Annotated in this window: 18 protein-coding genes; 10 read left to right on the top strand and 8 right to left on the bottom strand. The window is 50.5% G+C overall.

Features of this window, described 5'->3' with window-relative positions; genetic code table 11:
- The first annotated feature begins 295 nt into the window (after window positions 1–295).
- The 3 genes from ACTIDN_RS11565 (at window position 296) to ACTIDN_RS11555 (ending at window position 4,146) form a co-directional block, all read left to right on the top strand.
- Window positions 296–1,060, top strand: a complete 765-nt coding sequence (locus ACTIDN_RS11565; protein WP_441377169.1) for a class I SAM-dependent methyltransferase — start codon at window positions 296–298, stop codon at window positions 1,058–1,060.
- Between the two features lie 539 nt (window positions 1,061–1,599).
- On the top strand, window positions 1,600–2,505 hold the full coding sequence (locus tag ACTIDN_RS11560) for a helix-turn-helix domain-containing protein (RefSeq protein WP_441377168.1): 906 nt from the start codon (window positions 1,600–1,602) through the stop codon (window positions 2,503–2,505).
- Window positions 2,506–2,691: 186 nt separating this feature from the next.
- Window positions 2,692–4,146, top strand: coding sequence for a phosphomannomutase (locus tag ACTIDN_RS11555; protein ID WP_441377170.1), 1,455 nt, complete (start codon window positions 2,692–2,694; stop codon window positions 4,144–4,146).
- Window positions 4,147–4,157: 11 nt separating this feature from the next.
- On the opposite strand, the gene qhpR is transcribed toward ACTIDN_RS11555, so the two are convergent.
- Entirely contained in the window at window positions 4,158–5,228 is a 1,071-nt protein-coding gene (qhpR, locus tag ACTIDN_RS11550) for an AraC-like transcriptional regulator QhpR (protein ID WP_441377167.1), read from the bottom strand.
- Window positions 5,229–5,367: 139 nt separating this feature from the next.
- Between qhpR and ACTIDN_RS11545 the strand changes: the two genes are divergently transcribed.
- The 4 genes from ACTIDN_RS11545 to ACTIDN_RS11530 are packed head-to-tail and all read left to right on the top strand — an operon-like array spanning window position 5,368 to window position 10,419.
- Entirely contained in the window at window positions 5,368–6,756 is a 1,389-nt protein-coding gene (locus tag ACTIDN_RS11545; protein ID WP_441377166.1) for an ethanolamine ammonia-lyase subunit EutB, read from the top strand.
- On the top strand, window positions 6,753–7,550 hold the full coding sequence (gene eutC / locus ACTIDN_RS11540) for an ethanolamine ammonia-lyase subunit EutC (RefSeq protein WP_441377165.1): 798 nt from the start codon (window positions 6,753–6,755) through the stop codon (window positions 7,548–7,550). The genes ACTIDN_RS11545 and eutC overlap by 4 nt, the downstream gene beginning before the upstream one ends.
- Window positions 7,547–8,926: an ethanolamine permease gene (gene eat, locus ACTIDN_RS11535; protein WP_441377164.1), complete on the top strand. Its 1,380-nt coding sequence runs from the start codon at window positions 7,547–7,549 to the stop codon at window positions 8,924–8,926. Before eutC ends, eat begins: the two co-directional genes overlap by 4 nt.
- A gap of 44 nt (window positions 8,927–8,970) precedes the next feature.
- Window positions 8,971–10,419: an outer membrane beta-barrel protein gene (locus ACTIDN_RS11530; RefSeq protein WP_441377163.1), complete on the top strand. Its 1,449-nt coding sequence runs from the start codon at window positions 8,971–8,973 to the stop codon at window positions 10,417–10,419.
- Here ACTIDN_RS11530 and ACTIDN_RS11525 read toward each other — a convergent pair.
- Window positions 10,416–11,579, bottom strand: coding sequence for an MFS transporter (locus ACTIDN_RS11525; protein WP_441377162.1), 1,164 nt, complete (start codon window positions 11,577–11,579; stop codon window positions 10,416–10,418). The two genes, ACTIDN_RS11530 and ACTIDN_RS11525, sit on opposite strands and share 4 nt — an antisense overlap.
- A 226-nt stretch (window positions 11,580–11,805) precedes the next feature.
- Here ACTIDN_RS11525 and ACTIDN_RS11520 point away from each other — a divergent pair, with 226 nt between their 5' ends.
- Complete coding sequence (locus ACTIDN_RS11520) at window positions 11,806–13,530, top strand: DUF885 domain-containing protein (protein ID WP_441377161.1); 1,725 nt, start codon at window positions 11,806–11,808, stop codon at window positions 13,528–13,530.
- A gap of 318 nt (window positions 13,531–13,848) precedes the next feature.
- Here ACTIDN_RS11520 and ACTIDN_RS11515 read toward each other — a convergent pair whose 3' ends face one another.
- Complete coding sequence (locus tag ACTIDN_RS11515; protein WP_441377160.1) at window positions 13,849–14,955, bottom strand: restriction endonuclease; 1,107 nt, start codon at window positions 14,953–14,955, stop codon at window positions 13,849–13,851.
- A 269-nt stretch (window positions 14,956–15,224) separates the two neighbouring features.
- On the opposite strand from ACTIDN_RS11515, the gene ACTIDN_RS11510 reads away from it, so the two are divergent.
- On the top strand, window positions 15,225–15,980 hold the full coding sequence (locus tag ACTIDN_RS11510) for a glycosyltransferase family 25 protein (protein ID WP_441377159.1): 756 nt from the start codon (window positions 15,225–15,227) through the stop codon (window positions 15,978–15,980).
- Window positions 15,981–16,069: 89 nt separating this feature from the next.
- Here ACTIDN_RS11510 and htpG read toward each other — a convergent pair whose 3' ends face one another.
- Both htpG and ACTIDN_RS11500 read right to left on the bottom strand, forming a co-directional pair.
- Window positions 16,070–17,932, bottom strand: a complete 1,863-nt coding sequence (htpG, locus tag ACTIDN_RS11505; protein ID WP_441377158.1) for a molecular chaperone HtpG — start codon at window positions 17,930–17,932, stop codon at window positions 16,070–16,072.
- Window positions 17,933–18,066: 134 nt separating this feature from the next.
- Window positions 18,067–18,417, bottom strand: coding sequence for a putative hemolysin (locus ACTIDN_RS11500; RefSeq protein WP_441377157.1), 351 nt, complete (start codon window positions 18,415–18,417; stop codon window positions 18,067–18,069).
- A 212-nt stretch (window positions 18,418–18,629) separates the two neighbouring features.
- On the opposite strand from ACTIDN_RS11500, the gene ACTIDN_RS11495 reads away from it, so the two are divergent.
- Complete coding sequence (locus ACTIDN_RS11495; protein ID WP_441377156.1) at window positions 18,630–18,950, top strand: hypothetical protein; 321 nt, start codon at window positions 18,630–18,632, stop codon at window positions 18,948–18,950.
- A 41-nt stretch (window positions 18,951–18,991) separates the two neighbouring features.
- On the opposite strand, the gene ACTIDN_RS11490 is transcribed toward ACTIDN_RS11495, so the two are convergent.
- The 3 genes from ACTIDN_RS11490 to ACTIDN_RS11480 all read right to left on the bottom strand — a co-directional run bounded on the left by ACTIDN_RS11490 (window position 18,992) and on the right by ACTIDN_RS11480 (window position 21,004).
- On the bottom strand, window positions 18,992–20,221 hold the full coding sequence (locus ACTIDN_RS11490) for an MFS transporter (protein ID WP_441377155.1): 1,230 nt from the start codon (window positions 20,219–20,221) through the stop codon (window positions 18,992–18,994).
- Window positions 20,222–20,249: 28 nt separating this feature from the next.
- The gene (locus ACTIDN_RS11485; protein WP_415508254.1) at window positions 20,250–20,648 is read right to left on the bottom strand and encodes a GlcG/HbpS family heme-binding protein; all 399 of its coding nucleotides are present in this window, start codon (window positions 20,646–20,648) and stop codon (window positions 20,250–20,252) included.
- 95 nt (window positions 20,649–20,743) lie between these two features.
- A complete protein-coding gene (locus ACTIDN_RS11480; RefSeq protein ID WP_441377154.1) occupies window positions 20,744–21,004 on the bottom strand; it encodes an IclR family transcriptional regulator domain-containing protein in 261 nt (86 codons plus the stop codon).
- Window positions 21,005–21,096: the final 92 nt, after the last annotated feature.

Genomic DNA, 21,096 nt, shown 5'->3' with positions numbered 1-21,096 from the left:
CTGAATTCTACAAAATGACCCGAAATTGCCTCAACTGTGAGAAATCCGCGTCGACCATGCCTCCCTGCGCACCTCTATAGACATCTTTCGAAAGCAACCCTGACATACAACAAAAGCATAAATCATTGCTCTAAAATGATAATTTAAAAGCCATTGACTGTTCTGCTGAATAGGTTGCCCCCTATAATTCAAGCTATTTTTTGCACACTCCCTTGCTTCGCGATCTAATTTTCTTAAAAAACAGGAACTCTGCTTCCTGAGCGGGGCTATTGTGACAGAGGAACCCACCCCCACTATGACGGACAAAGCAGCAACCCCCCCTCACCCTGTTCTCTCCGCTTATTATCAAGACCCCAAAAGCAGACAGAATTTTGTGCAATCTATTTTTGACCGCACAGCACGCCATTATGACCGAATTAATGCCATCTTCTCTTTAGGAAGCGGGCGCTGGTACCGCAGGTGGATGCTACGCCGCATAGGGCTTAAAGCCGGAGACAAAGTGCTGGACGTTGCCACAGGCACAGGCCTGGTTGCACGTGAAGCTGCCCGCATTGCCGGAAAAAACAATATAATTGGCTTGGACATGAGCGCTGGCATGCTGGCACAGTGTCGCCAGAACCTACCCATTGCTTTGGTGCAGGCCGATGCACAGCACCTGCCGTTTCCGGATGCCTGTTTAGATTTTCTCAGTATGGGGTATGCCCTGCGGCATGTGAGTGATCTGCGCAAAACTTTTATTGCCTACAGGCGTGTGCTTAAACCGGGCGGCCACGTTCTCATTCTGGAGATTGGGCGCGCGAACAGTCCGTATGTACAGGCCTTCCTCAAGTTCTATTTAGGCCGCGTAGTCCCCCTCCTCTCCGGCATTGCTGCAACACGAGACAGCCGTAAACTGATGGAATATTATTGGGATACAATTGCAGAATGTGTTCCACCCAATGAAATTATGCAAAATTTGCGTGATGCCGGCTTTGAAAATGTAAGACGCTACACCTCTTTCGGCGTGTTTCACGCCTATGCGGCCCAAGCACCACGAGACGGTGCATTACAACGCAGCTAAACTCTACACTTTGCGAGACAGAACTTTACTCTCTCGCAGTTCAGAGGCTCGCAATAAATTCACACATTTTGCGCGAGCCTCTTTTCCTTTATTATATCTGTTATAAACAAAGACTTTCCAAAAAACTCACTATAGAGAGAAAACTCGAAAGCAGTGTAAGACTCTCCGCAATCACCTCGACCCGACTGAAAAATGGAACTCTCAATAGAGAGCCGTGTGGTCAATTTCTAATTTTCAGTATTTACATGAATGCTCGGATTAAAGGTAGCTGGAGATTTTTCCTTAACTCCCCTCTACCGTCCAAACTGCATTGAATGCTTTGAAAATATAGTATTCTTTCACTATTTTCCTCTCGAGAACGCTATCTAAATTCTATATTTTTCTTAACAAATTATTTTTGGGTCTTAACATTTTCACCTGATTTAGGGTATACCCACTCGGGCAAATCCTCTCGCTTCCATACAAAAAGTTAAGGCTTTCACTTGAAGGTGCTTTTCTGTTTCTGAACCAAATCAAAGATAAAAGCAGTAATATCTTCTATGTCTGATAGCTCCAAAACATCCCGCCTCCTCAGCGAGCGAGAAATATTTCTCAGTTTTTGCCGTGAAGAAAGTTTGCCAAAAGCCGCTAAAACCTTGGGCGTTTATCCCTCAACTGTTTCACGAGCAATTTCCGCTTTAGAGAATTTTCTAAATACAAAGCTTGTTGAAAAACAAGAAGGACGTTTGGTATTAACAGAAACTGGAAGAAGGTATTCATCCATACTGGATGAAAATATTTCTTTTATACATGAATTTGAATCAAAACTTATTCAGCAAATTATGGAAGTCGATATTATAAGCCCAGAGTGGGTGCAAAATCACATTATAGTCCCAACATTATCCAAGTTTACTAATTATCATAATATTATGAGAACGAATTTGGTTATTAGCTCTAGCATTACGAGAATGCGCTTAGGGACGCCGACAATTTTTGTAGGGTCTGGCCGCCTAGACCGTAGACTTAATAATATGCTTTTAAAGAATATATGCGAAGTACCATTAGGCATTTACTCGTTTGATAAAAATTCTTTCTCTGCCAACACCCCCCTAGATGTCGACGATGTGAAAAATTTAAGCCTGATCAACGTGGTAGATGGCGATGGGAAAAGTGTCATCAACTTTCATGAAAATAAAAATCTTCATTTCCCACACGCCGTTATGACAGTAGACGCTCTCGATAAGGCTTTCTTCCTAGCTCTGGAACATAAATGCACTTTTGTGAGTTGTTATGGCCTAGTGCAAAGCGCTCTTGAAACAGGAGACTGTATAGAAGTCCCCTTAAAAACTCCGATGGACAAATTACCTCTAGATCTGATCTTCACGGACAACAACAATAAGGAATTTATGTCTCTCGCACGGTCAATACATGAATTTGGTCAAAACCTTTTGGGGGTTTACCTATAATTACCATGTTGATTTTTGGAACACTATAAATATCCTTATTCTCATAAAGATACAGTATGTAATTTTCTGACCCTATTACTACAACGGTCGAATGAATTTTGAGTTATCTGTTTCTGTCTCTTGGTTTGATATAAGCTACCCTGAACAGCTAACCCACGGGGCACGAATATGAAAATTGCGGCTTGGATGGAACACTCGGGTGTGGCTTTTGGCACCAGTGGCGCACGGGGTCTGGTCACCGCCATGACAGATGCCGTCTGTTGCGCTTACACACTAGGCTTCTTGCAGCACCTTCAGTCTGTGGGAGAATTTAAGGCAGGCACCCCTGTGGCCGTTGCAGGAGACCTACGCCCCAGCACCCCACGCATTCTCACAGCCTGTGTTGCCGCAATTGAAGCAGCCAGAGGCGTACCCGTTTTTTGCGGGTATGTCCCTACTCCCGCACTGTGCAATTTCGCTTTTGCGCGTTCAATACCCTCTTTGATGGTTACAGGCAGCCATATCCCTGATGACCGTAACGGCATAAAATTCAACCGTGCAGGCGGTGAGTTTCTGAAATCTGATGAAGCCGCAATGCGTAATGAAACTGTAACACTGCCTGCCGGCTGGTTTGATGCAGAAGGCGCGTTAACTCACTCCATCACGCTCCCGCCTATTACACCAGTTATTCCAGACTTCATTAAACGATATAAAGATTTTTTTGGAGAAAATGCTCTCTCTGGCTTTCGCCTTGGAATTTACCAGCATTCTGCTGTAGGGCGTGATGCGCTCGTGCAGATTGTAGAAGCGCTTGGCGCAGAAGCCATTGTGCTCGGTCGCTCTGAGCGCTTTGTATCGGTAGACACAGAAGCTGTGCGCCCTGAAGACGTCAGTCTTGCAAAAGAATGGGCAAAAACAGAAAATTTTGATGCCCTACTCACTACAGATGGCGATTCAGACCGCCCGCTTCTGGCAGACCATACTGGCACATGGTTGCGTGGAGACGTTCTGGGCATTCTGGCCGCACAATTTTTAGCGGCCCGCAGTGTCGCAACGCCTGTTAGCAGCAATACTGCCTTGGAGAAAACTGGAAGCATTGAGTCAATACGCCGCACACGTATTGGTTCACCCTACGTTGTTACCGCCATGACAGAAGCAACCGAAGCAGGGATTGTTCCTTCTGTTGGCTATGAGGCGAACGGAGGATTCCTGCTGGCGAGCGACATTACACACGGCAGCAACCGTCTGGCAGCTCTGCCAACGCGAGATTCCGTTTTACCTATGCTGTGTGCGCTGACTGCCTGCAAACACCATGACAACAAGCTGAGCCAACTTGTCGCAACACTTCCTCCCCGTTTTACACTGAGCGACCGTTTGCAAAACATGCCTACGGCTCAAAGTTTAAAAAAACTGGACGGTTTACGTGCAAATCCGGAGCAGGAAGCGGAAAAACTTGGTTTTGTCGCCGCTTGTGGCCCCGTCACGACGCTGGATGAAACTGATGGTGTGCGTATGACTTTTGCCTCTCAGGAGGTTATTCACCTTCGACCGTCAGGCAATGCGCCTGAATTACGCGTCTATGTGGAAGCCGACAGCACTGAACGAGCTGAAGCCCTTCTTGCGCTTGGTATGCAGGCTGTTGCTCTTTGGCGCAAAGCGTAAAATTTAGCCTCTTATCTGGCGATTTTTGACGTTATTCCATTTGTCTGCCGCCACACGCGCGGCGACACACCCACCCAACGGCGGAAAGCCCGACTAAAAGCGCTGGTCTCTGTATATCCTAACTGTGCCGCTATGGAACTTACGTCCGTTTCTGGCACTGCAAGCAAACGCAAAGCTTCACTCTGCCGCGCCTCATCCAGTAGGGCCGTATAAGATAGACTCAGGCCAGCAAGCCGCCGTTGCAGTGTCCAGGGGGTAAGCCCCATGCTTTTGGCGACTTCGCGCAGTTCATGCGTGCCTTGCGGGAGCAGAGAAGCAAGTTGAGCCATCACCTGGTCTTTTAAGGACTGCGTATCAGAACTGGATGACACGCTGTCTTTTTGTGCCAGCATGAGCAGCGATGACTGCATGACCTGCAATAACGCTGGGTCTGCCATAGGCATAACCGTGCTTTGCAAATGTCTTTTGCTAAAGACAAGCGCATTCATGTCTGTTGAAAACCGTATTTCAGCTTGAAACGCTGCCTGATGGTCCTGTGCCTGTTCAGGAGCATCATGTGCAAAAAGCACCAGTTGCGGACACCAGTCTGGCCCCAGCCCTGCACGTAAAATATTACAGAACATACCAAGCGTCAGTTCAGCATCATGTCGCCGATCCTGAATAGCAGGATCGGTAATAAGATATTCCAGGCAGAAGCTCTCTGCCGTTTCACTCAGGCGTGTAACGGTATGAGCCTGATGATAGCCAAAATAAGCGACAAGATTACGCACCGCTTGCTCCACGGTAGCAGAACACAGCGCCACATAGCCTATCAGCCCAAGTTGTTGTGGCAAAAACTGTTGGCCAAACCTCAAGCCAATATTATGGTCCTGCGTGTCCCGCGCGGCCTCGGAAAAAAGCCTGCAATAAGAACGCAAATTTAGAGATTGTGTGGGAATAGCAAACTGTGCGGGAAAAAGACCAGCCCGTCCGGCTATACGGTCTATATCTCCGCCACGCTGTGTAAAGAAACTTTCCACACCTGATGCAGCAGCAGCCAGAACATGTGCATCACGATCAGGAGAGTGTGGAGGGGATGACATTGCTTTCCGCCCGGTCTGTCTGACGAGTAAGCAAAGCGTATGTCTGATTGTCATATATTGTCAAAATCTTGTTGCGTCCGGTCAAGTCAAAATCGGTCCGCAGCAGATATAGTTCCGGTCAAGCAACGGAGAGACTGTCATGGCGTATCATTACGCATTAGGCGGAGAAACTTACAGGTTTGAAGACCTGAAAACCCTTTTGGGCAAAGCCTCTGCCGCACGCTCTGGAGACCAGCTTGCAGGCCTGGCCGCAGAGACGGATGCACAACGTATAGCTGCCCGATATGCCTTGGCGGACCTGCCGCTCACAACCTTTCTAACAACGGCCCTTATCCCCTACGAACACGATGATGTGACGCGCCTGATTGTGGACACGCATGATGCGGCCGCATTCGCCCCCTTGACCAGCATGACAGTAGGCGAATTCCGGAATTGGCTTCTGGCTGAAACCACAACCACTGCCGTCCTTGCCGCCGTTGCCCCCGGCCTTACGCCGGAAATGGCAGCAGCGGTCAGTAAGATCATGCGAAATCAGGATCTGATGACCGTGTCCCGTAAAGTGCGGGTTATCACCCGTTTTCGGAACACCATTGGCCTTGAAGGCTGCCTTGCCACGCGCCTTCAACCCAACCACCCGACAGATGACCTGAAAGGCATTGCGGCCTCGACACTTGATGGATTGCTGCGGGGCATGGGCGATGCTGTTATTGGCATAAATCCGGCGACAGACAGCGTTGCCAATGGTTTTGACCTGCTAAACATGTTGGACCACGCCCGCCAGCGTTACGACATACCCACACAAACCTGCGTTCTGACCCACGTTACCAACACTCTGGAAATTATGAATAAGGGTGGTGCGGTTGATCTGGTTTTTCAGTCCATTGCCGGAACACAGAAAGCCAATGAAGGCTTTGGTGTCTCTCTCTCTATTTTGCAGGAAGCTTACGAAGCGGCGTTAAGCCTGAAGCGCGGCACTCTCGGCCAGAACGTCATGTATTTTGAAACAGGCCAAGGCGCAGCCCTCTCTGCCAACGCGCACCATGGTGTTGACCAGCAAACGGTTGAAGCCCGCGCTTATGCGGTAGCCCGCGCCTATAACCCACTTCTGGTCAACACTGTCGTGGGGTTTATTGGCCCGGAATATCTGTATGACGGCAAACAGATTATCCGTGCAGGGCTGGAAGACCATTTTTGCGCCAAGCTGCTTGGTGTCCCCATGGGGTGTGATGCCTGTTACACAAACCATGCTGAGGCCGATCAGGACGATATGGACAACCTGATGGTGTTGCTGGCTGCTGCTGGCATCACCTTCCTGATTGGCGTACCCGGCGCTGATGACATCATGCTCAATTACCAAAGCCTATCTTTTCATGACCTATTGAGCCTGCGCAGCCTTTTGGGCCTGAAACCTGCCCCTGAATTTGCACTGTGGCTAGAACAAATGGGCCTGTATGACACCCAGAGCCAGCACATGTTGGACAGGAGCCCCGGTCAAACACTGCTAGGCCAGATGGTACGCCCCGTATGACGCACCACAAACCAGCACGCAGCTCTACGGCCAGCACTCCTGACCTATGGCAGGAGTTGCGCCACCTGACCCGGGCCCGCATCGGTTTGGCCCGAGCGGGAAACGCACTCAGAACATCCGATGTTCTGGACTTTCAGGCCGCCCATGCCAAAGCGCGCGATGCTGTCCATACGCCTCTGGACGTCAACGCCATGCAGGCCACTCTAGGGCCGGTCCCGTCTCTGGTGGTTCATAGTCAGGCTGCTGATCGTGCCACCTACCTCAGACGGCCAGATCTGGGGCGGAGATTGGCACCAGATTGCGCACGAACGCTAAAAAAAGGCTATTGGGACGTTGTGTTTGTCGCGGCGGATGGTTTGTCATCCTTTGCGACACAGCAAAGCGCCATTCCTCTTTTCATGGCCACAAAACAGCTTTTACCCGACTGGCACATTGCGCCACTGGTTATTGCAACACAGGGCCGTGTTGCTCTGGGCGATGATATCGCAACGTGCCTGAATGCCAACATGGTGGTGGTGATGATAGGCGAGCGCCCCGGCCTGAGCGTTGCGGACAGTCTGGGCGTTTACCTGACCTACGCTCCCTATGTTGGATGCCCGGATTCTGCCCGCAACTGTATCTCCAACATTCATCCTCACGGGTTGATAGTACCCGCCGCGGCCTCCAAGCTGGCATGGCTGATGCAGCAGGCATGCACCTTGAAACTGACAGGTATTGGCCTGAAAGATGCGGCCCCGGATATGGCCCTCTCCCCCTCCACACAGATTTCTCTGCCAAAGGACCATGACGCATGAGTAACGCGCCGACGCATCTTCACAAATCCTTAAGCACGTTCCACCTGTGGGGCATTGCCGTGGGATTAGTGATCTCTGGCGAGTATTTTGGCTGGAGCTATGGCTGGGGCACTGCGGGCACACTGGGGTTTCTGGTCGCCACAGCTTTTGTTGCTATTGTGTATACCAGCTTCATTTTCAGTTTTACTGAACTGACATGCGCCATTCCGCAGGCTGGGGGGCCTTTTGCCTATAGTCAGCGTGCTCTGGGCCGTTGGGGCGGGCTGATTGCAGGGCTTGCAACGCTGGTGGAGTTCATTTTTGCCCCACCCGCCATTGCGCTGGCTATCGGGGCTTATCTGAATGTGCAGTTTCCTGCCATTCCGCCAAAAATGGCAGCGCTGGGTGCTTATATTATTTTCATGACACTCAACATTGTCGGCGTACACATTGCCGCAACGTTTGAACTTTTTATAACAATTGCAGCTATTATCGAACTCTTTGTGTTTATGGGTGTCGTAGCGCCTGCGTTTTCATGGGACAATTTTCTGCATAATGCTTGGGGAAGCGCACCGCATTTCGGATGGAACGCCATAGGGGGAATTTTTGCTGCCATTCCCTTCGCTATATGGTTTTTCTTGGCCATTGAAGGCGTTGCCATGGCAGCGGAAGAAGCCCGAAACCCACGCCGTGCTATTCCTGTAGCTTATATTGCCGGAGTGCTCACACTGGTGTCTCTGGCGTTTGGTGTCATGCTCTTTGCAGGTGGGGCTGGTGACTGGCAAAGCCTTGCCAACCTGAACGACCCGCTGCCACAAGCCATGAAACGCGTTGTGGGCGACCATAGCGGTTGGCTACACATGCTGGTGTGGCTAGGCATGTTCGGGCTGATTGCCTCCCTGCACGGTATTATTATGGGCTATGCACGCCAGATTTTTGCCATGGCACGGGCAGGGTTTCTTCCTGCTGTTCTGGGCAAGATCCACCCGCGTTTCCAAACCCCTTATACAGCTACCATTGCAGGTGGTGTCATTGGTATTGCCGCTATTTTTTCAGACGACATCATCTCCATCCAAGGCCAGTCCTTAACTGCAACTCTGGTGACCATGTCTGTCTTCGGGTCACTAACCATGTATATCCTCAGCATGGTGAGCCTGTTCCGGCTTCGTCGCACGGAGCCAGACATGCATCGCAGTTATAAAGCGCCACTCTACCCTATTCTGCCAGGCATGGCGCTGTGTGGGGCGGTCGTTCTTCTGGCGGCGGTCATATACTACAACGCACAGGTCTGCCTGATTTATGGGGCTGTGATGACGATATTGAGTGTGGTTTTAATGCGCTCCTACCGCAACGCAGACCGCCAGCAGAACACATCCGAAGCATGCCCTGAGCACTAAATCTCTCCCCCGCCACCTGAACCATCATGAGCCTGGATAAGAGAATGTTTTGTAAAAACAGTTTTGCCTTATTATGTCTTCTTGGCGGGGTTGCTCTTCCGGCTGTGGCACATGCACAGGCTGCGGCGTCCTCCAACCACGGTTTTACACCTGTAGGGTCTCCCAACCCCAACCACCCGACACCCTCCCCCACAGTTCAGCTCAAGGAGGAGGCGCAACTGGACCCAGATCTGTCCCCAATGCAGCCGGGCAACCTGTTTACACCCAAAAACGGGAAAGCCCTGACTTATTGGGACGGTCTTGTAGGCCACCTGACTGTTGAGACCGGCATAGCGGGAAACCCATGGACAAAAACTGGCCGTAACTTCGGACAATTTTATCTCGACCGTGCAAACACTGTCACACTTAACCAGATCATGGGGTCCATCTCCCACCCCATTTCACCTGTAGGACATGGTTATGGCATCGGGTTTGTGTTTGAAGCCATGTATGGCTCGGATGCACGTTTTGACCCTACTATTGGTATGGGCTCAGGCAACCTGACAGGCCAATACCAGTGGGCTCCCACACAGGCCCATATTGACGTGCATCTGCCATGGCTTTTCAAGCACGGAATTGATGTGCAGGCAGGACAGATGTACGGGCTTATGGGTGCAGAGGGCACACCTGCACTGGCACGCCCCTTTTATTCCTTCAATTATGGCTCTGACTACATTGTGCCGTTTGAGACGGTAGGGGTTGTAGCAACCATGCATCTCAGCCGTCATATGGACTGGCTTGTTGGCATTGATGCCGGAAATTCCACAACCTTTGGCCGCAACGGCAATAATAGCCGCCCAAAAGGCTATTTTGGTTTTACGTGGCATAACCTGATGCATGGCAAACTCAATATCAACGCCATTGGTCATTTTGGCCCACAAGGTAATAACGGCCCCACCCGTGTATCCTCAGAAGGGTGGAGCAGCGCCGGTATTGGCCCAAAGGCTAATGGGCTGATGCAATATAATGCTGACCTGCTCGTTACATACCACGTCACCAAAGATCTGTCCGTGCAGGCAGAAGGGCTATTCCTGCATGATGATGCCTCCCATGATGATGCCTATGGCGTTACAGGCTATCTCTCATGGGATGTCAGCAAAGCGTTTACGCTTAACGCGCGCGCAGAAATTTTCCGGGATAATACGGGGGCTGTCATCAGCCAGTACACTGGCACAATGTCTTATGTAAACTCTTTGCGTAACAGACCTTTTTCTTATTTCAATGCGCCTCCCACCACATATAGTGAACTCACCGTGGGCGGCGCATATCGACCAGACCTGATAAACCGTAACCTTGGCAAAGGCAGCTTTACGCTACGGCCAGAAATCCGGATTGATAAATCCCTGAATGGCACGAGACCTTTCAACCGGGCTGGAACTGTGGATAACCCCGTTGTTACCCACGGAACCGAAAATATGCTAACCTTCAACTGTGATGCTGTGCTGGGCTTTTAAGCCCCAGCCTGCTGTGTCTGTTTTTCAAAATATTTGGCAAGAAAAACCAGCGCACACCCCAAACCTGCCATAGCAGCCGAAAGATAAGGTAGCCCACCATAGCTTTCCGGTCCGGCTACCAGCAGGCTACCAGCCCACGCCCCAACGGCATTCCCGAAGTTGAATGAACTCTGATTCATGGCTGACGCGATATTCGGTGCAGACCCTGAACAGGTGACAACATAAGACTGTAGGGGTGCCATAGGAGCGTAGATAAAAACACCCCATAGAAAAAGAAGGATCAGACAGGTCCAGACATTCAGGCTACCGGGCACAAGTAACACTTGCACAACAGCAACCGCCAGCATAAGGCCCGCGCAGGACGGCAACATTTTCCAATCCGCCAGTCGGCCACCCAGCAGATTGCCAAGGCACAACCCACCCCCGATAAGGAGCAAAACAAGATCAACGGCATGTTCTGAAAAACCGGTTCTGACCTGAAGAAACGGCGTAATATAGGTAAAAAGCGAAAACATGCTGGCAGAAGTACACATGGACACCAACATCATGGTGACCACCAAAGGCCGGGTCATGGCATGTAACTGTGCATAGAGTTTAACGGTCGGTCCAGAGACCTTATCCTGCGGGACCCACACCCGAATACTGAGCCACGCAACAACACCAATCGCGGCAATCAGCCCAAATGCAACCCGCCATGAACTGATCTGTGCAACAACCGTGCCAAGCGGAACCCCCAGAATCATGGCCAGTGTCAGACCTATATAAACCAGAGAAAGCGCTTTGGCCCGCTGGTGCGGAGGCACAACCTGACAGGCCATGACAGAGGCCGCACCATAAAATGTGCCATGTGAGAAAGAAGTGACAACACGCGCCACCATGAGAGACCAGTAACCGGGTGCAATAGCGCTAAGCGCGTTGCCCACTGTGAAAATGGCCATTGTGAGCAGCAATGTATAACGGCGCGAGTAGGCATTGGTGAGAATTGCCACGACGGGAGAAGCAATAGTAACCCCCAGTGCGTAGCCGGACACCAAAAGGCCTGCCTGCGCAATGGAGACCCCCAGCCCTGCTGAGAGTTGTGGCAACAGACCCATAACGATGGTTTCTGTTGTCCCAAGACCAAAGGCCCCTATTGCTAGGGCGATCAGGGCTATAGGCACGGAAGCATCCTTTCACTCACTAAAACGCACATCTGTGTACATTCCTGCCGCACTGTGTGGCGCAGAACCCTTCTACAGAAAAGCGGAAAACACACCGGCCAGAACGCTGTAGCCACCCATGCGGGGCTTTCTTTTTGAGCCAACAGGTGATTTTATAACGATTACGAAAATAAATTGGCTGTCCTAAAGCCTGCTTACAGTATCACTTTTGTCTCAAGGTGTCTTGATGCGTCACACAACCGCACTGTGGGGAGCCGCAGCGGCTTTCTCACTCTTCTTAGCAAGTTCCACTACGCTGGCAGCCTCTCACGCCTCTACACCATTGGGAACGCTGATAGAGGCAGACACTACGTGGCAGAAAGCCCAACAAAAACAACAAACTGACACCCTGCCTCATGTTGATCCGGCCAGTTTTGCAAAAATTGCCCAGCACTACCGGGATATACTCTCTGCCTTAGCGCATATTGACCGTAAAAAACTGACCGCGGCCGAGAGAGAAAATTATGACGTGTTGCAGTATCAGGCGACAGTCATGGCCAATCAAATTGCTTATAAAACTTATGAAATGCCAGTTAATTCTGACACGACATTCTGGAGTGAGCTATCCAGTAATGAAGGCACGCAGTTCACGACAGAAAAAGACTACCAGAACGCACTAAAAAGCCTGAGCGATATTCCTCGCTATTTTCAGGAACAAACTACCAATATGCGTGTAGGCCTGAAGCGCGGGTTTACCGCGCCGCATGTGACGCTAGTAGGAAGAGAAAACGGAATACGCCAGATTGCAGACGCAAAGACACCTGAAACCACGGCCTTTTTTGCACCTTTCCGGCACTACCCAGACACTATACCCCATGACGTACAGGAAAAACTGACCCAGACTGCGCGAGAGATCATTTCACAAAAAATTATTCCTACCTATCGTGATTTTCTGAATTTTTTTACGACCGAGTATGTTCCACAGGCGCGCACAGCTCTGGCAGCCGAAAGCCTTCCCGATGGCAAGCGCTATTACCAAAACCAGATTTACGAATTTACCACAACACCTATGACTGCTGAGGCTATTCACGCTTTTGGCCTGAGCGAGATGCAAAAAGTCCATCAGGAAATGATGGAAACCATGGCACAAACAGGATTTAAAGGAAGTTTTTCGGAATTCCTGAAATATTTGAGATCCGATCAACAGTTTTATGCCAAAACACCGGATGAGTTGTTAAAAGATGCTGCGTGGATAGCGAAAGAGTTCGATGGTAAAGTTTCTCGTTATTTCGGTCTACTCCCCCGTAACAGATTTGGTATTGAGCCTGTGCCTGAAGATGAGGCACCGTTCTATACGTCTGCGCGCGGTGGCGAAGATACATACTATGTTAATACCTACAACCTGAAAGCCCGCGCGCTCTACTCCTTACCAGCACTGACACTCCATGAATCGGCCCCCGGACATTCCATGCAACTCTCTCTGGTTGCTGAAAACAATGCTCTCCCCGAATTCCGCAAAGAGTATATTTCAGCTTACGGTGAAGGTTGGGCTCTGTATTGCGAACGACTTGGCGATGAAATGGGCTTTTACCATACACCCTATGAGAAGTTTGGCATGCTCTCCTACCAAGCATGGCGTATAGCACGGTTGGTTGTTGATACCGGTATTCATGCCAAAGGCTGGACACGAGAACAGGCACAGACTTACCTGCGTGATAACACTGCCTTAGCTGACCATGAGATTGAAACAGAGATAGACCGCTATATCTCCTGGCCAGGCCAAGCTCTGTCCTATTATCTGGGAGAAGCCAAAATATGGGACCTGCGCCACAGAGCCGAACATACACTTGGCAAAAAATTCGACATCCGGCGTTTTCATGACGCTGTTCTGGAAACAGGATCAGTACCACTTTCGACACTGGACGATCATATCTCTGCATTTATTGCCAAAGAGACAGCAATACACCCCTAAGGAATGATATTGCCGGCCTCTATAGTATTTGAGGCCGGGCAACTTATAGGCTTTTACTGACTAGAAATTTTATCTGATCCATTTAGAAAATTGTTTTATCTATCTAGCTTTATGTATAATAAAATAGAGACACAGCCCATATAATTCAGCCAATTCCTTAGACCTTTTTATTTTCTGAAAATCTGAATAAATTCCGCTAACTGGGCGTGATTAAGTGCCTTATAAATCTTTTACGGTAACAATACCCTGCTCAGACATTTTTAGTGCTTACGTCTGAAGTTTTTCCTTATTTATTCTTTAATTCTCAGAAAAATTTTCTCAGCGTATCCGAAACGATGAGGATTTTTCAACACGCCTTATGAACCGTTGCAGCTCATCATGGTGAAGGAGGAAAATTTTGTTTGTTTTAGCAAGTTGCTGGGCAGGAATAGTATAGGGGGCATTAGACACCACTGCGCCATATCGTGCTCCATAATGCTGGCGTGCAGCAGCAACCTGCTGCACAGCATCATTTCCTACTGCTTTTGTATAGAGCTTGCATTGTAGAATAATACGTGTGTTGCCGCGGCTGGCCACCACATCCGCACCCTGATCCCCACATTCTGACGTCGCTATGGCTTCCCACCCCAATTGGCGCAGCAGGCGGGCGCAATAGCGCTCATAATCGAACGGATTCATATCCGGGCTATAGACATCCGGATTACTGACTTTTTGCTCAGGCTCAGCAGGGGTATCAAACGCTACTTTATCAAGATAGGCCAGTAATTCGGGCGTGGCCCGGTCAATATAGTTCTGGTATCCGTGCTCATTCAGGCAGTTCAGCATTTCGCGCTGCATGAAAGCTGCCTTCTCACGCTCCCATTTGTCGTAAATGGTCGTGCCGTAAGCATTTTGGTACACAAGCTGCTTCCGGCGGATTTGCAGACGGTCCGCCAAAGAATTAATGAGCCGTTTTCCCGTCTGCACAGCTCTCCTGAACGCGCGCCGTCGGCGATACGCAAGCCAAAGTCGGAAAAATAGATAAAATACAACAAGCCCTTCAACCCAAGAAACAACTCTATTCTGTTCTGAAAGGTGAAATGGCAAAGATGGAAGGCCAGAACTCAGTGTTCGGATAACATCAAGGGTCTGGTTCAAAATGCCTGACAGACTATCAAACACACTCGAGTGCTGTGTGGACACCGATGCCTGTGAAGAGGCAGGCTCCGTGACTTTATAGGCTGTATTATGCACCTGAAAGCATGACTGCTCTGCCCCACAAAGCCCAGCACCAGCAGACGGACCATAAGTATCCTGTGAAACCGTAAAGGGTGCTGTATGAGGAGTTGTTTCTGCCTGTGCCACACCTGCCATAAGCACCATAGCACACACACCATAAGCGACCTTCACGTAAACTGGCTCCTTCTTCACACTCATCCAAACCATCTATGTTCTCTTTTTATTCTGGCTTATATCCCACCAAAATAAAACCCACACAACAGACATAACGTTCTGAGTTCAAAAGAATTTTTCTATTTAAGACAGAAGTGAAGGCCTAGAGGTTAGAATTAAGAGCGAGATATCTCTCACAGAATATTTTGGAGTGGATTTATTTTAACAAATAGATCTTTAATTCTGCGTAGACTTATAACCTCGAGGGGCGTTAATATAGTTTAAACATATTACAACAACCAACAATTTTTGGGATTTTATTTGTGGAAAACCCGAGTATTTCCAAATACGTACGTGTTATTTCTCTTGACCGAACACCAGAGCGTTTTGAAAATTTTTCTGAAAAAAATCCAAACCTGTTAGCTCAACGTTTTCCAGCCTATGAAGGTAGCCGGCTAAACCGTGCACTTCTTATTGAGCGTGGAATAATTGACCCTAATCTCAATTATTCAAATGGCGCTCTTGGCTGTGCCATATCTCACATTTCTTTGTGGCACGAATGCCTCCACAGAAACGAAGTGCTCCATATTGCAGAAGATGATGCAATTATCCGTGAAGATTTCCATGAAATATTCCAAAAAGCACAAGAAGAGCAAAAGGATTGGGATATTTTCTTATGGGGCTATAATACTAATTGGCCAATAGGTATTAAATTTGGAGCCCATCAGAAATTTTATATAAAGGCACAACAAGAATCTTATCCACAAGAACAGTATCAAAGCTTTCAAAACTCACAGGAAAAAAACTTCTCCTTCCCTGTTTCTTCTGCCGCAGGCCTTGGCCTCTATTCTATTTCACCTAAAGGGGCAGACAAAATGCTGCGCTACTCCCTTCCCCTCCGAGGCATTGCGGCACCTTTTGCCGAAAACGAAAATACAGGGTGGAACAATACTGGTATAGATGTTGAGCTCTCTCGTCATTATGGCGCGTTAAACGCTTTCATCAGTTTCCCTCCTGTTGCCATCATGATCAACGACGAACTAAACTCGACAATTCGCGGCACAAAAAGCGTAGCCTGACTTACCGTTGAGCCCAAAAAAATGCCTGAGCCACATGGGCCCAGGCATAAATACGTCATGAAAAGAGGACTTCTCTATCCTCTGACATATTAGGCTGACGCGGCTTTACCCACTAGGATATCCATGAGACGCCGGGAGAAGGCATTAGCGTCTTTAGGGGCTTCACCATTCTGAATGCTGGCAACATCCAGCAGAATATGGGCTAGTTCATCAACAGGCTCTCCGGCTTTCACCTTTTCAGCCAAGTGATGCACAAGCGGGTGCGCCGGATTGAGTTCAAGCACTGGTGTCACATTGGGCATGGACTGGCCACTGCGCTGCATTAATTTTTGCAGTTGCAGGTCTGGCCCCCCTTCTGGCGCTGTGAGCACCATAGCGCTGCTGACGAGACGATCTGTTGCCTTTACGTCTGACACAGCCTCACCCAATGCCGCTTTAAGCGCAGGCAGGAGTGTATCCATATCAGCTTTTTCAGCGTCGGTTTCAGCCGGTGCGCCAAATTTTTCCAGATCGGACTGGCCCTGAGCCACGTTGCGCAGAGTTTTACCTTCATAGGAGGAAAGGCGGTCCGGCCAGAAGGAATCCACCGCGTCAGATAAAAGCAGCACTTCAATGCCACGGGCCTTGAAGCCTTCAATCTGGGGAGAGGCTGCCAGTGTTTCCGCGTTGTCCCCGGTCAGGTAGTAAATGGCATCCTGCTCGGGCTTCATACGGCTGATATAGTCGTCAAAGGATGTCAGGCCGTCCACTGCGGTAGAACGGAACCGGCTCAGGCCAGCAACTTCTGTGCGGTGCGCTGCATCGTCCCACATGCCTTCTTTCAGCACAGGGCCAAAGTTTTCCCAGAAAGTTGCGTAGCTTTCTGCGTCTTTTGCACGGGTCTTCAGTTCACCCATCACCTTGCTGGTAACTGCCTTGCGGATACGGGCCAACACAGGTGTAGCCTGCAACATCTCACGCGAGACGTTCAGCGGCAGGTCTTCCGTGTCCACCACACCCTGAACAAAGCGCAGCCATGATGGCAGGATGTCAGCCTCGTCCGTAATGAACATACGGCGGACATGCAGCCGAATACGGCTTTCCCGCGTCTGTTCTGCAAATTCAAAAGGACGGCTGCCGGGAACAAACAGCAGCGCCGAAAATTCCATGGTCCCTTCTGCGCGCCAGTGCAGCGTGTCCCACGGGGTATCAAAGTTATGCGTCAGGTGCCGGTAGAACTCGTTAAGCTGCTCTTCGGTGACATCATTTTTGGATTTACGCCACAGGGCTGTGCCTTCGTTAGCAGCTTCTTCATTCCCGTCCCGCAGAATGGTGACAGGCCACGCAATGTGGTCAGACCATTTGCGGATGATGGCCTGCAAACGCCAGCTATCAAGGAACTCATCAGCATCTTCCTTGATATGCAGGATGATGTCCGTGCCCGCTTTCTCACGCGTAGCAGGCTCCAGCGTGTAAGAGCCTTTGCCGTCAGATGTCCAGCGCCATGCTTCATCAGACCCGGCACGGCGGGAGATAACGTCTACCTTATCCGCCACCATAAAGGCCGCGTAGAACCCCACACCGAACTGACCAATCAGGTTAGGTCGCTCTTCTGGTTTGGCGTCCTGAAGCTGTTTGCCAAAAGCACGGGTGCCGGAGCGGGCAATAGTGCCCAGATTGGCCACCAACTCATCACGCGTCATACCGGACCCATCATCGCTGATGGTGAGCAGGCGGGCATCTTTTTCCGGGTTAATACGAATTTTTGCATCATCCGGAAGGGCGCGGGCACCGTCCGTCAGGGCTTCAAACCGGCGGCGGTCCGTAGCATCCGCTGCGTTAGCGACCAGCTCGCGCAGGAAGATCTCACGTTCGGAATAAAGAGAATGCACAACAAGGTCGAGCAACCGCCCGACTTCTGCACTAAATTCCCGTGTTTCCGTTCCTGCGGCGCTTTTGGCTGCGTCTGTCATCTTGGTAAAGTCTCCGTCTTTCACTGCATCACAAGCACAACAGTTTCTGCCCTCAGGCCAAAAACCATTGCCTTTTGCACGTTTAACAGATGTGGCAGCAGGAGATATTTTTCAATATCCCCCGGCATGCTCTTTTAATGAGTTTTCAAACTTTCCGCAGAACATTCGCCGGTACGGAAGTAAGACCATTCCTCGCACGAACGGCCATCTGGAAGGTGACAGATACCATACTGACCTGCTTTACCATTCCGAATTTCCAACCGCCCTCCGGCATCCACGCAATGAACCGAGGCTGGATTAGCCATACCAATAACGCGTTTTGGTTGGGAGGAAGGCTGCGCAGCCACATCAGACAGTTTAGCTACCTCCGGCGCTCTCTCACCCGTGCCTTCAGCCTGACTTGGAGACGCCACAGCCAGCAGACCTGTCATTACAGCCACGGCACACCCAAACTGCCACTTACGGCTCACTGATAAACAGAACATGTCATGATCCTTTTCAACAAGAAGGGTTCAGGCACCTTATCCGTAATGGTATAGTCTCACCCACGTTAAGACAGGCGTCTCTCCTCGCCCAGCTTACACCGCATAGAACTGGTCCTGCCAGAGCGACATAGAATGACAAGGCCAACTGTGAGGCCCGTGAGAGCCCTTACGGCGCCATCCGGCCGTGGTCCTGCAAAACGCTTCTTTCTACAGTGCCACTGACATGGGAGTGCGGATTTGATACAGCGCAGGAAACGGCAAATCTGGACGAAGACTTGTGGATGCTGCATTTGAAATATGCAGATGAAACACGCCTTTTCAAGCACCGAGCCATGACCCTTACACTCGCCCGAAGCCTAGGGCATGGTAATTCATACCATGTGGCTGACCAGACAATGCGAGCATTCATGACCTCTTTTCAGAACACGTGCACTGAAGAGGGGCTGGAGAGCCTACCCTTGCGAGACGACGTGCGGTCTGGTCAGGATAGTAGGCTGTTCCGTATTCCTAATACGTTTTTAAGAGCGCTTTAAAAAAGGGCCACACGAAACCGCAGCCCTTTTCATAATGAACGTTATTCAGCGTTCTGGATCTGCCCACCCCGTTTCAGCAAAACTACGGCCAGCAGATACACCAGCAACCCGGCCACAGACAGCAACGCACCCCCCATACCCAATGCACCATAGCCATAATGATGCGCCAGCAGCAGGCTACCCAGTGACGCACCCAGCGCGTTGGCAATATTAAAAGCTGAATGGTTGAGGGAAGCTGCCAGTGTCTGGGCATCCCCTGCAAAATCCATCAGCCGGGTTTGCAAGGCTGGCCCTAAAGCATTCACAAAGGCTGGCACCAGAAAAACATCCAACGCCAGACCTGGCATACTATGCAGCACAGCAGGGAACGCCACCATGGCGACTGCACTGCCTGCCAGAGCCAGCAGGGCTGCAAGGTCAATATTGCGGTCAACCAGCCACGCCCCAAGGTTGGCCCCTACCAACATGCCTGCCCCCCAGATGACCATGAAGATCATGACCTCCCATTCCGGCACCTGAGTCACATGCACCAGAACACTGGTGAGGTAGGTATAAATGGCAAACATACCGCCAAAACCTATGGCGGCTGTCAGAAGTGTTAGCAGCACCTGTGCATTGCCCAGTGCTGTGACCTCCCGCAACGGAGAGTTGGTACGGTTTGGTTTATCTGCCGGAATATACCGCAATACACCCAGAAACGTGACAAACCCAAAGACAGCAATAATCAGATACGCAATGCGCCAGCCAAAATGATCTGCTGCAAAAGTAGAAAAAGGTGCGCCAATCAAAGTGGAAATAGCAATACCAGAAAGCACACGCCCCACAGCCCAGCCACGCCGCTTGCGCTCAACCATGGAGGCAGCCACCAGCGCGGAGATACCAAACAGCGCCCCATGCGGCAGACCCGTAATAAAGCGGGCAACCTCTACCAGACCGGGCGTGGGCATAGCGATGCTCAGCACATTACCAAAACAAAAAAGCAGCAGCAGGACCAGCAACAACTCCCGCCGGGACAAGCGCGCACCCAGAATGGTGATAAGGGGCGCGCCAACAACAACGCCCAGCGCGTAAGCCGTTATGGCGTAGCCTGCATCCGCCGTTGACAGGCCAAGGGATGTTGCAAACTCAGGCAACATGCCCATGATGGCAAATTCTCCAGTACTGACAACAAACGTGCCAAATGTCAGCAGCGCAAGGGCCGCTGTTCTGCCGTGGGGCGCCTCAACCAGCGGAATGGTGCTGCCGGGTGTGGGTATTGGGTCGGTCGTCATACAAACATTCTCACATAAAGGGCAGCATTCAGGCCGCGAGGGTTCGGGCCGCACTCTGGGCTATGCTGATATCGTCTTCCGTGCTGGCGCCGGATACCCCAATACCACCCACAATGGTACCCTTGGCGTCTTTCAAGACAACACCGCCCCCAAAGCTGGTCAAACCGCCATTTGTGGCTTCCAGCGTGTAAGCTCCCCCGTTGGGGTGGGCAACCCGCGCAAACTCTGCGCTATCCATATGGAACAGGGCTGCGGTGCGAGCCTTCTTGTGGCTTACATCAATCACCCCCAGAGGCACGCCATCCATACGCGCAAACGTGACGGGCCATGCTGCGGCGTCCACTACCGTAACACAAACGGCAACCCCCATGCGCTCGGCTTGGGCCAAGGCCGTATTCAGGACAAGTGTGGCGTCAACATGCTTCATTATTATCTCGCACTTTTTGGTTTTTCGTAAAGAAGTTGACCATGTGCAAGATGTTTAAAACCTGTGAAGTTACAAAAAAGAGAAAACGCGTTTATTCAACGTGGCTGAACTGCGGCCCGCTCCACTGTTTGCATCATCATCCACGCCAACTGGATCAACCGGGCCTGAGGATACTCTTTTGCCGGACCCGTTAGGCAAATGCTGGCCTTAACTTCCCCATTGTCACGCCACGGAATGGCAACTCCATGAATGCCGGGGTGATAGGCCTGAAGGTCCAGCGCATACCCTTTGGCACGCACCGCCTCTATCTGTTTCAGATGCGCCGCATCCAACGCATTGGTACGATGTGAGAGCACACGCCGCCCCAACCCAGGTACAAACGCCAGAAACACAACGCGGAAATCTCACAGAAGGGTTGTACATCGGGTTAGATTATGAAAAAGTCTGT

The sequence above is a fragment of the Acetobacter sp. genome (genome assembly GCF_052102375.1).
Classification (GTDB): domain Bacteria; phylum Pseudomonadota; class Alphaproteobacteria; order Acetobacterales; family Acetobacteraceae; genus Acetobacter.
This window is presented reverse-complemented; position numbering and strand designations above follow the sequence as displayed.

Excerpts from the sequence above, each read along its gene's own strand:
- ACTIDN_RS11565 (WP_441377169.1), top strand. The coding sequence starts at position 296 with ATGACGGACAAAGCAGCAACCCCCCCTCACCCTGTTCTCTCCGCTTAT.
- ACTIDN_RS11560 (WP_441377168.1), top strand. The coding sequence starts at position 1,600 with ATGTCTGATAGCTCCAAAACATCCCGCCTCCTCAGCGAGCGAGAAATA.
- ACTIDN_RS11555 (WP_441377170.1), top strand. The coding sequence starts at position 2,692 with ATGGAACACTCGGGTGTGGCTTTTGGCACCAGTGGCGCACGGGGTCTG.
- qhpR (WP_441377167.1), bottom strand. The coding sequence starts at position 5,228 with ATGTCATCCCCTCCACACTCTCCTGATCGTGATGCACATGTTCTGGCT.
- ACTIDN_RS11545 (WP_441377166.1), top strand. The coding sequence starts at position 5,368 with ATGGCGTATCATTACGCATTAGGCGGAGAAACTTACAGGTTTGAAGAC.
- eutC (WP_441377165.1), top strand. The coding sequence starts at position 6,753 with ATGACGCACCACAAACCAGCACGCAGCTCTACGGCCAGCACTCCTGAC.
- eat (WP_441377164.1), top strand. The coding sequence starts at position 7,547 with ATGAGTAACGCGCCGACGCATCTTCACAAATCCTTAAGCACGTTCCAC.
- ACTIDN_RS11530 (WP_441377163.1), top strand. The coding sequence starts at position 8,971 with ATGTTTTGTAAAAACAGTTTTGCCTTATTATGTCTTCTTGGCGGGGTT.
- ACTIDN_RS11520 (WP_441377161.1), top strand. The coding sequence starts at position 11,806 with ATGCGTCACACAACCGCACTGTGGGGAGCCGCAGCGGCTTTCTCACTC.
- ACTIDN_RS11515 (WP_441377160.1), bottom strand. The coding sequence starts at position 14,955 with ATGGTTTGGATGAGTGTGAAGAAGGAGCCAGTTTACGTGAAGGTCGCT.
- htpG (WP_441377158.1), bottom strand. The coding sequence starts at position 17,932 with ATGACAGACGCAGCCAAAAGCGCCGCAGGAACGGAAACACGGGAATTT.
- ACTIDN_RS11500 (WP_441377157.1), bottom strand. The coding sequence starts at position 18,417 with ATGTTCTGTTTATCAGTGAGCCGTAAGTGGCAGTTTGGGTGTGCCGTG.
- ACTIDN_RS11490 (WP_441377155.1), bottom strand. The coding sequence starts at position 20,221 with ATGACGACCGACCCAATACCCACACCCGGCAGCACCATTCCGCTGGTT.
- ACTIDN_RS11485 (WP_415508254.1), bottom strand. The coding sequence starts at position 20,648 with ATGAAGCATGTTGACGCCACACTTGTCCTGAATACGGCCTTGGCCCAA.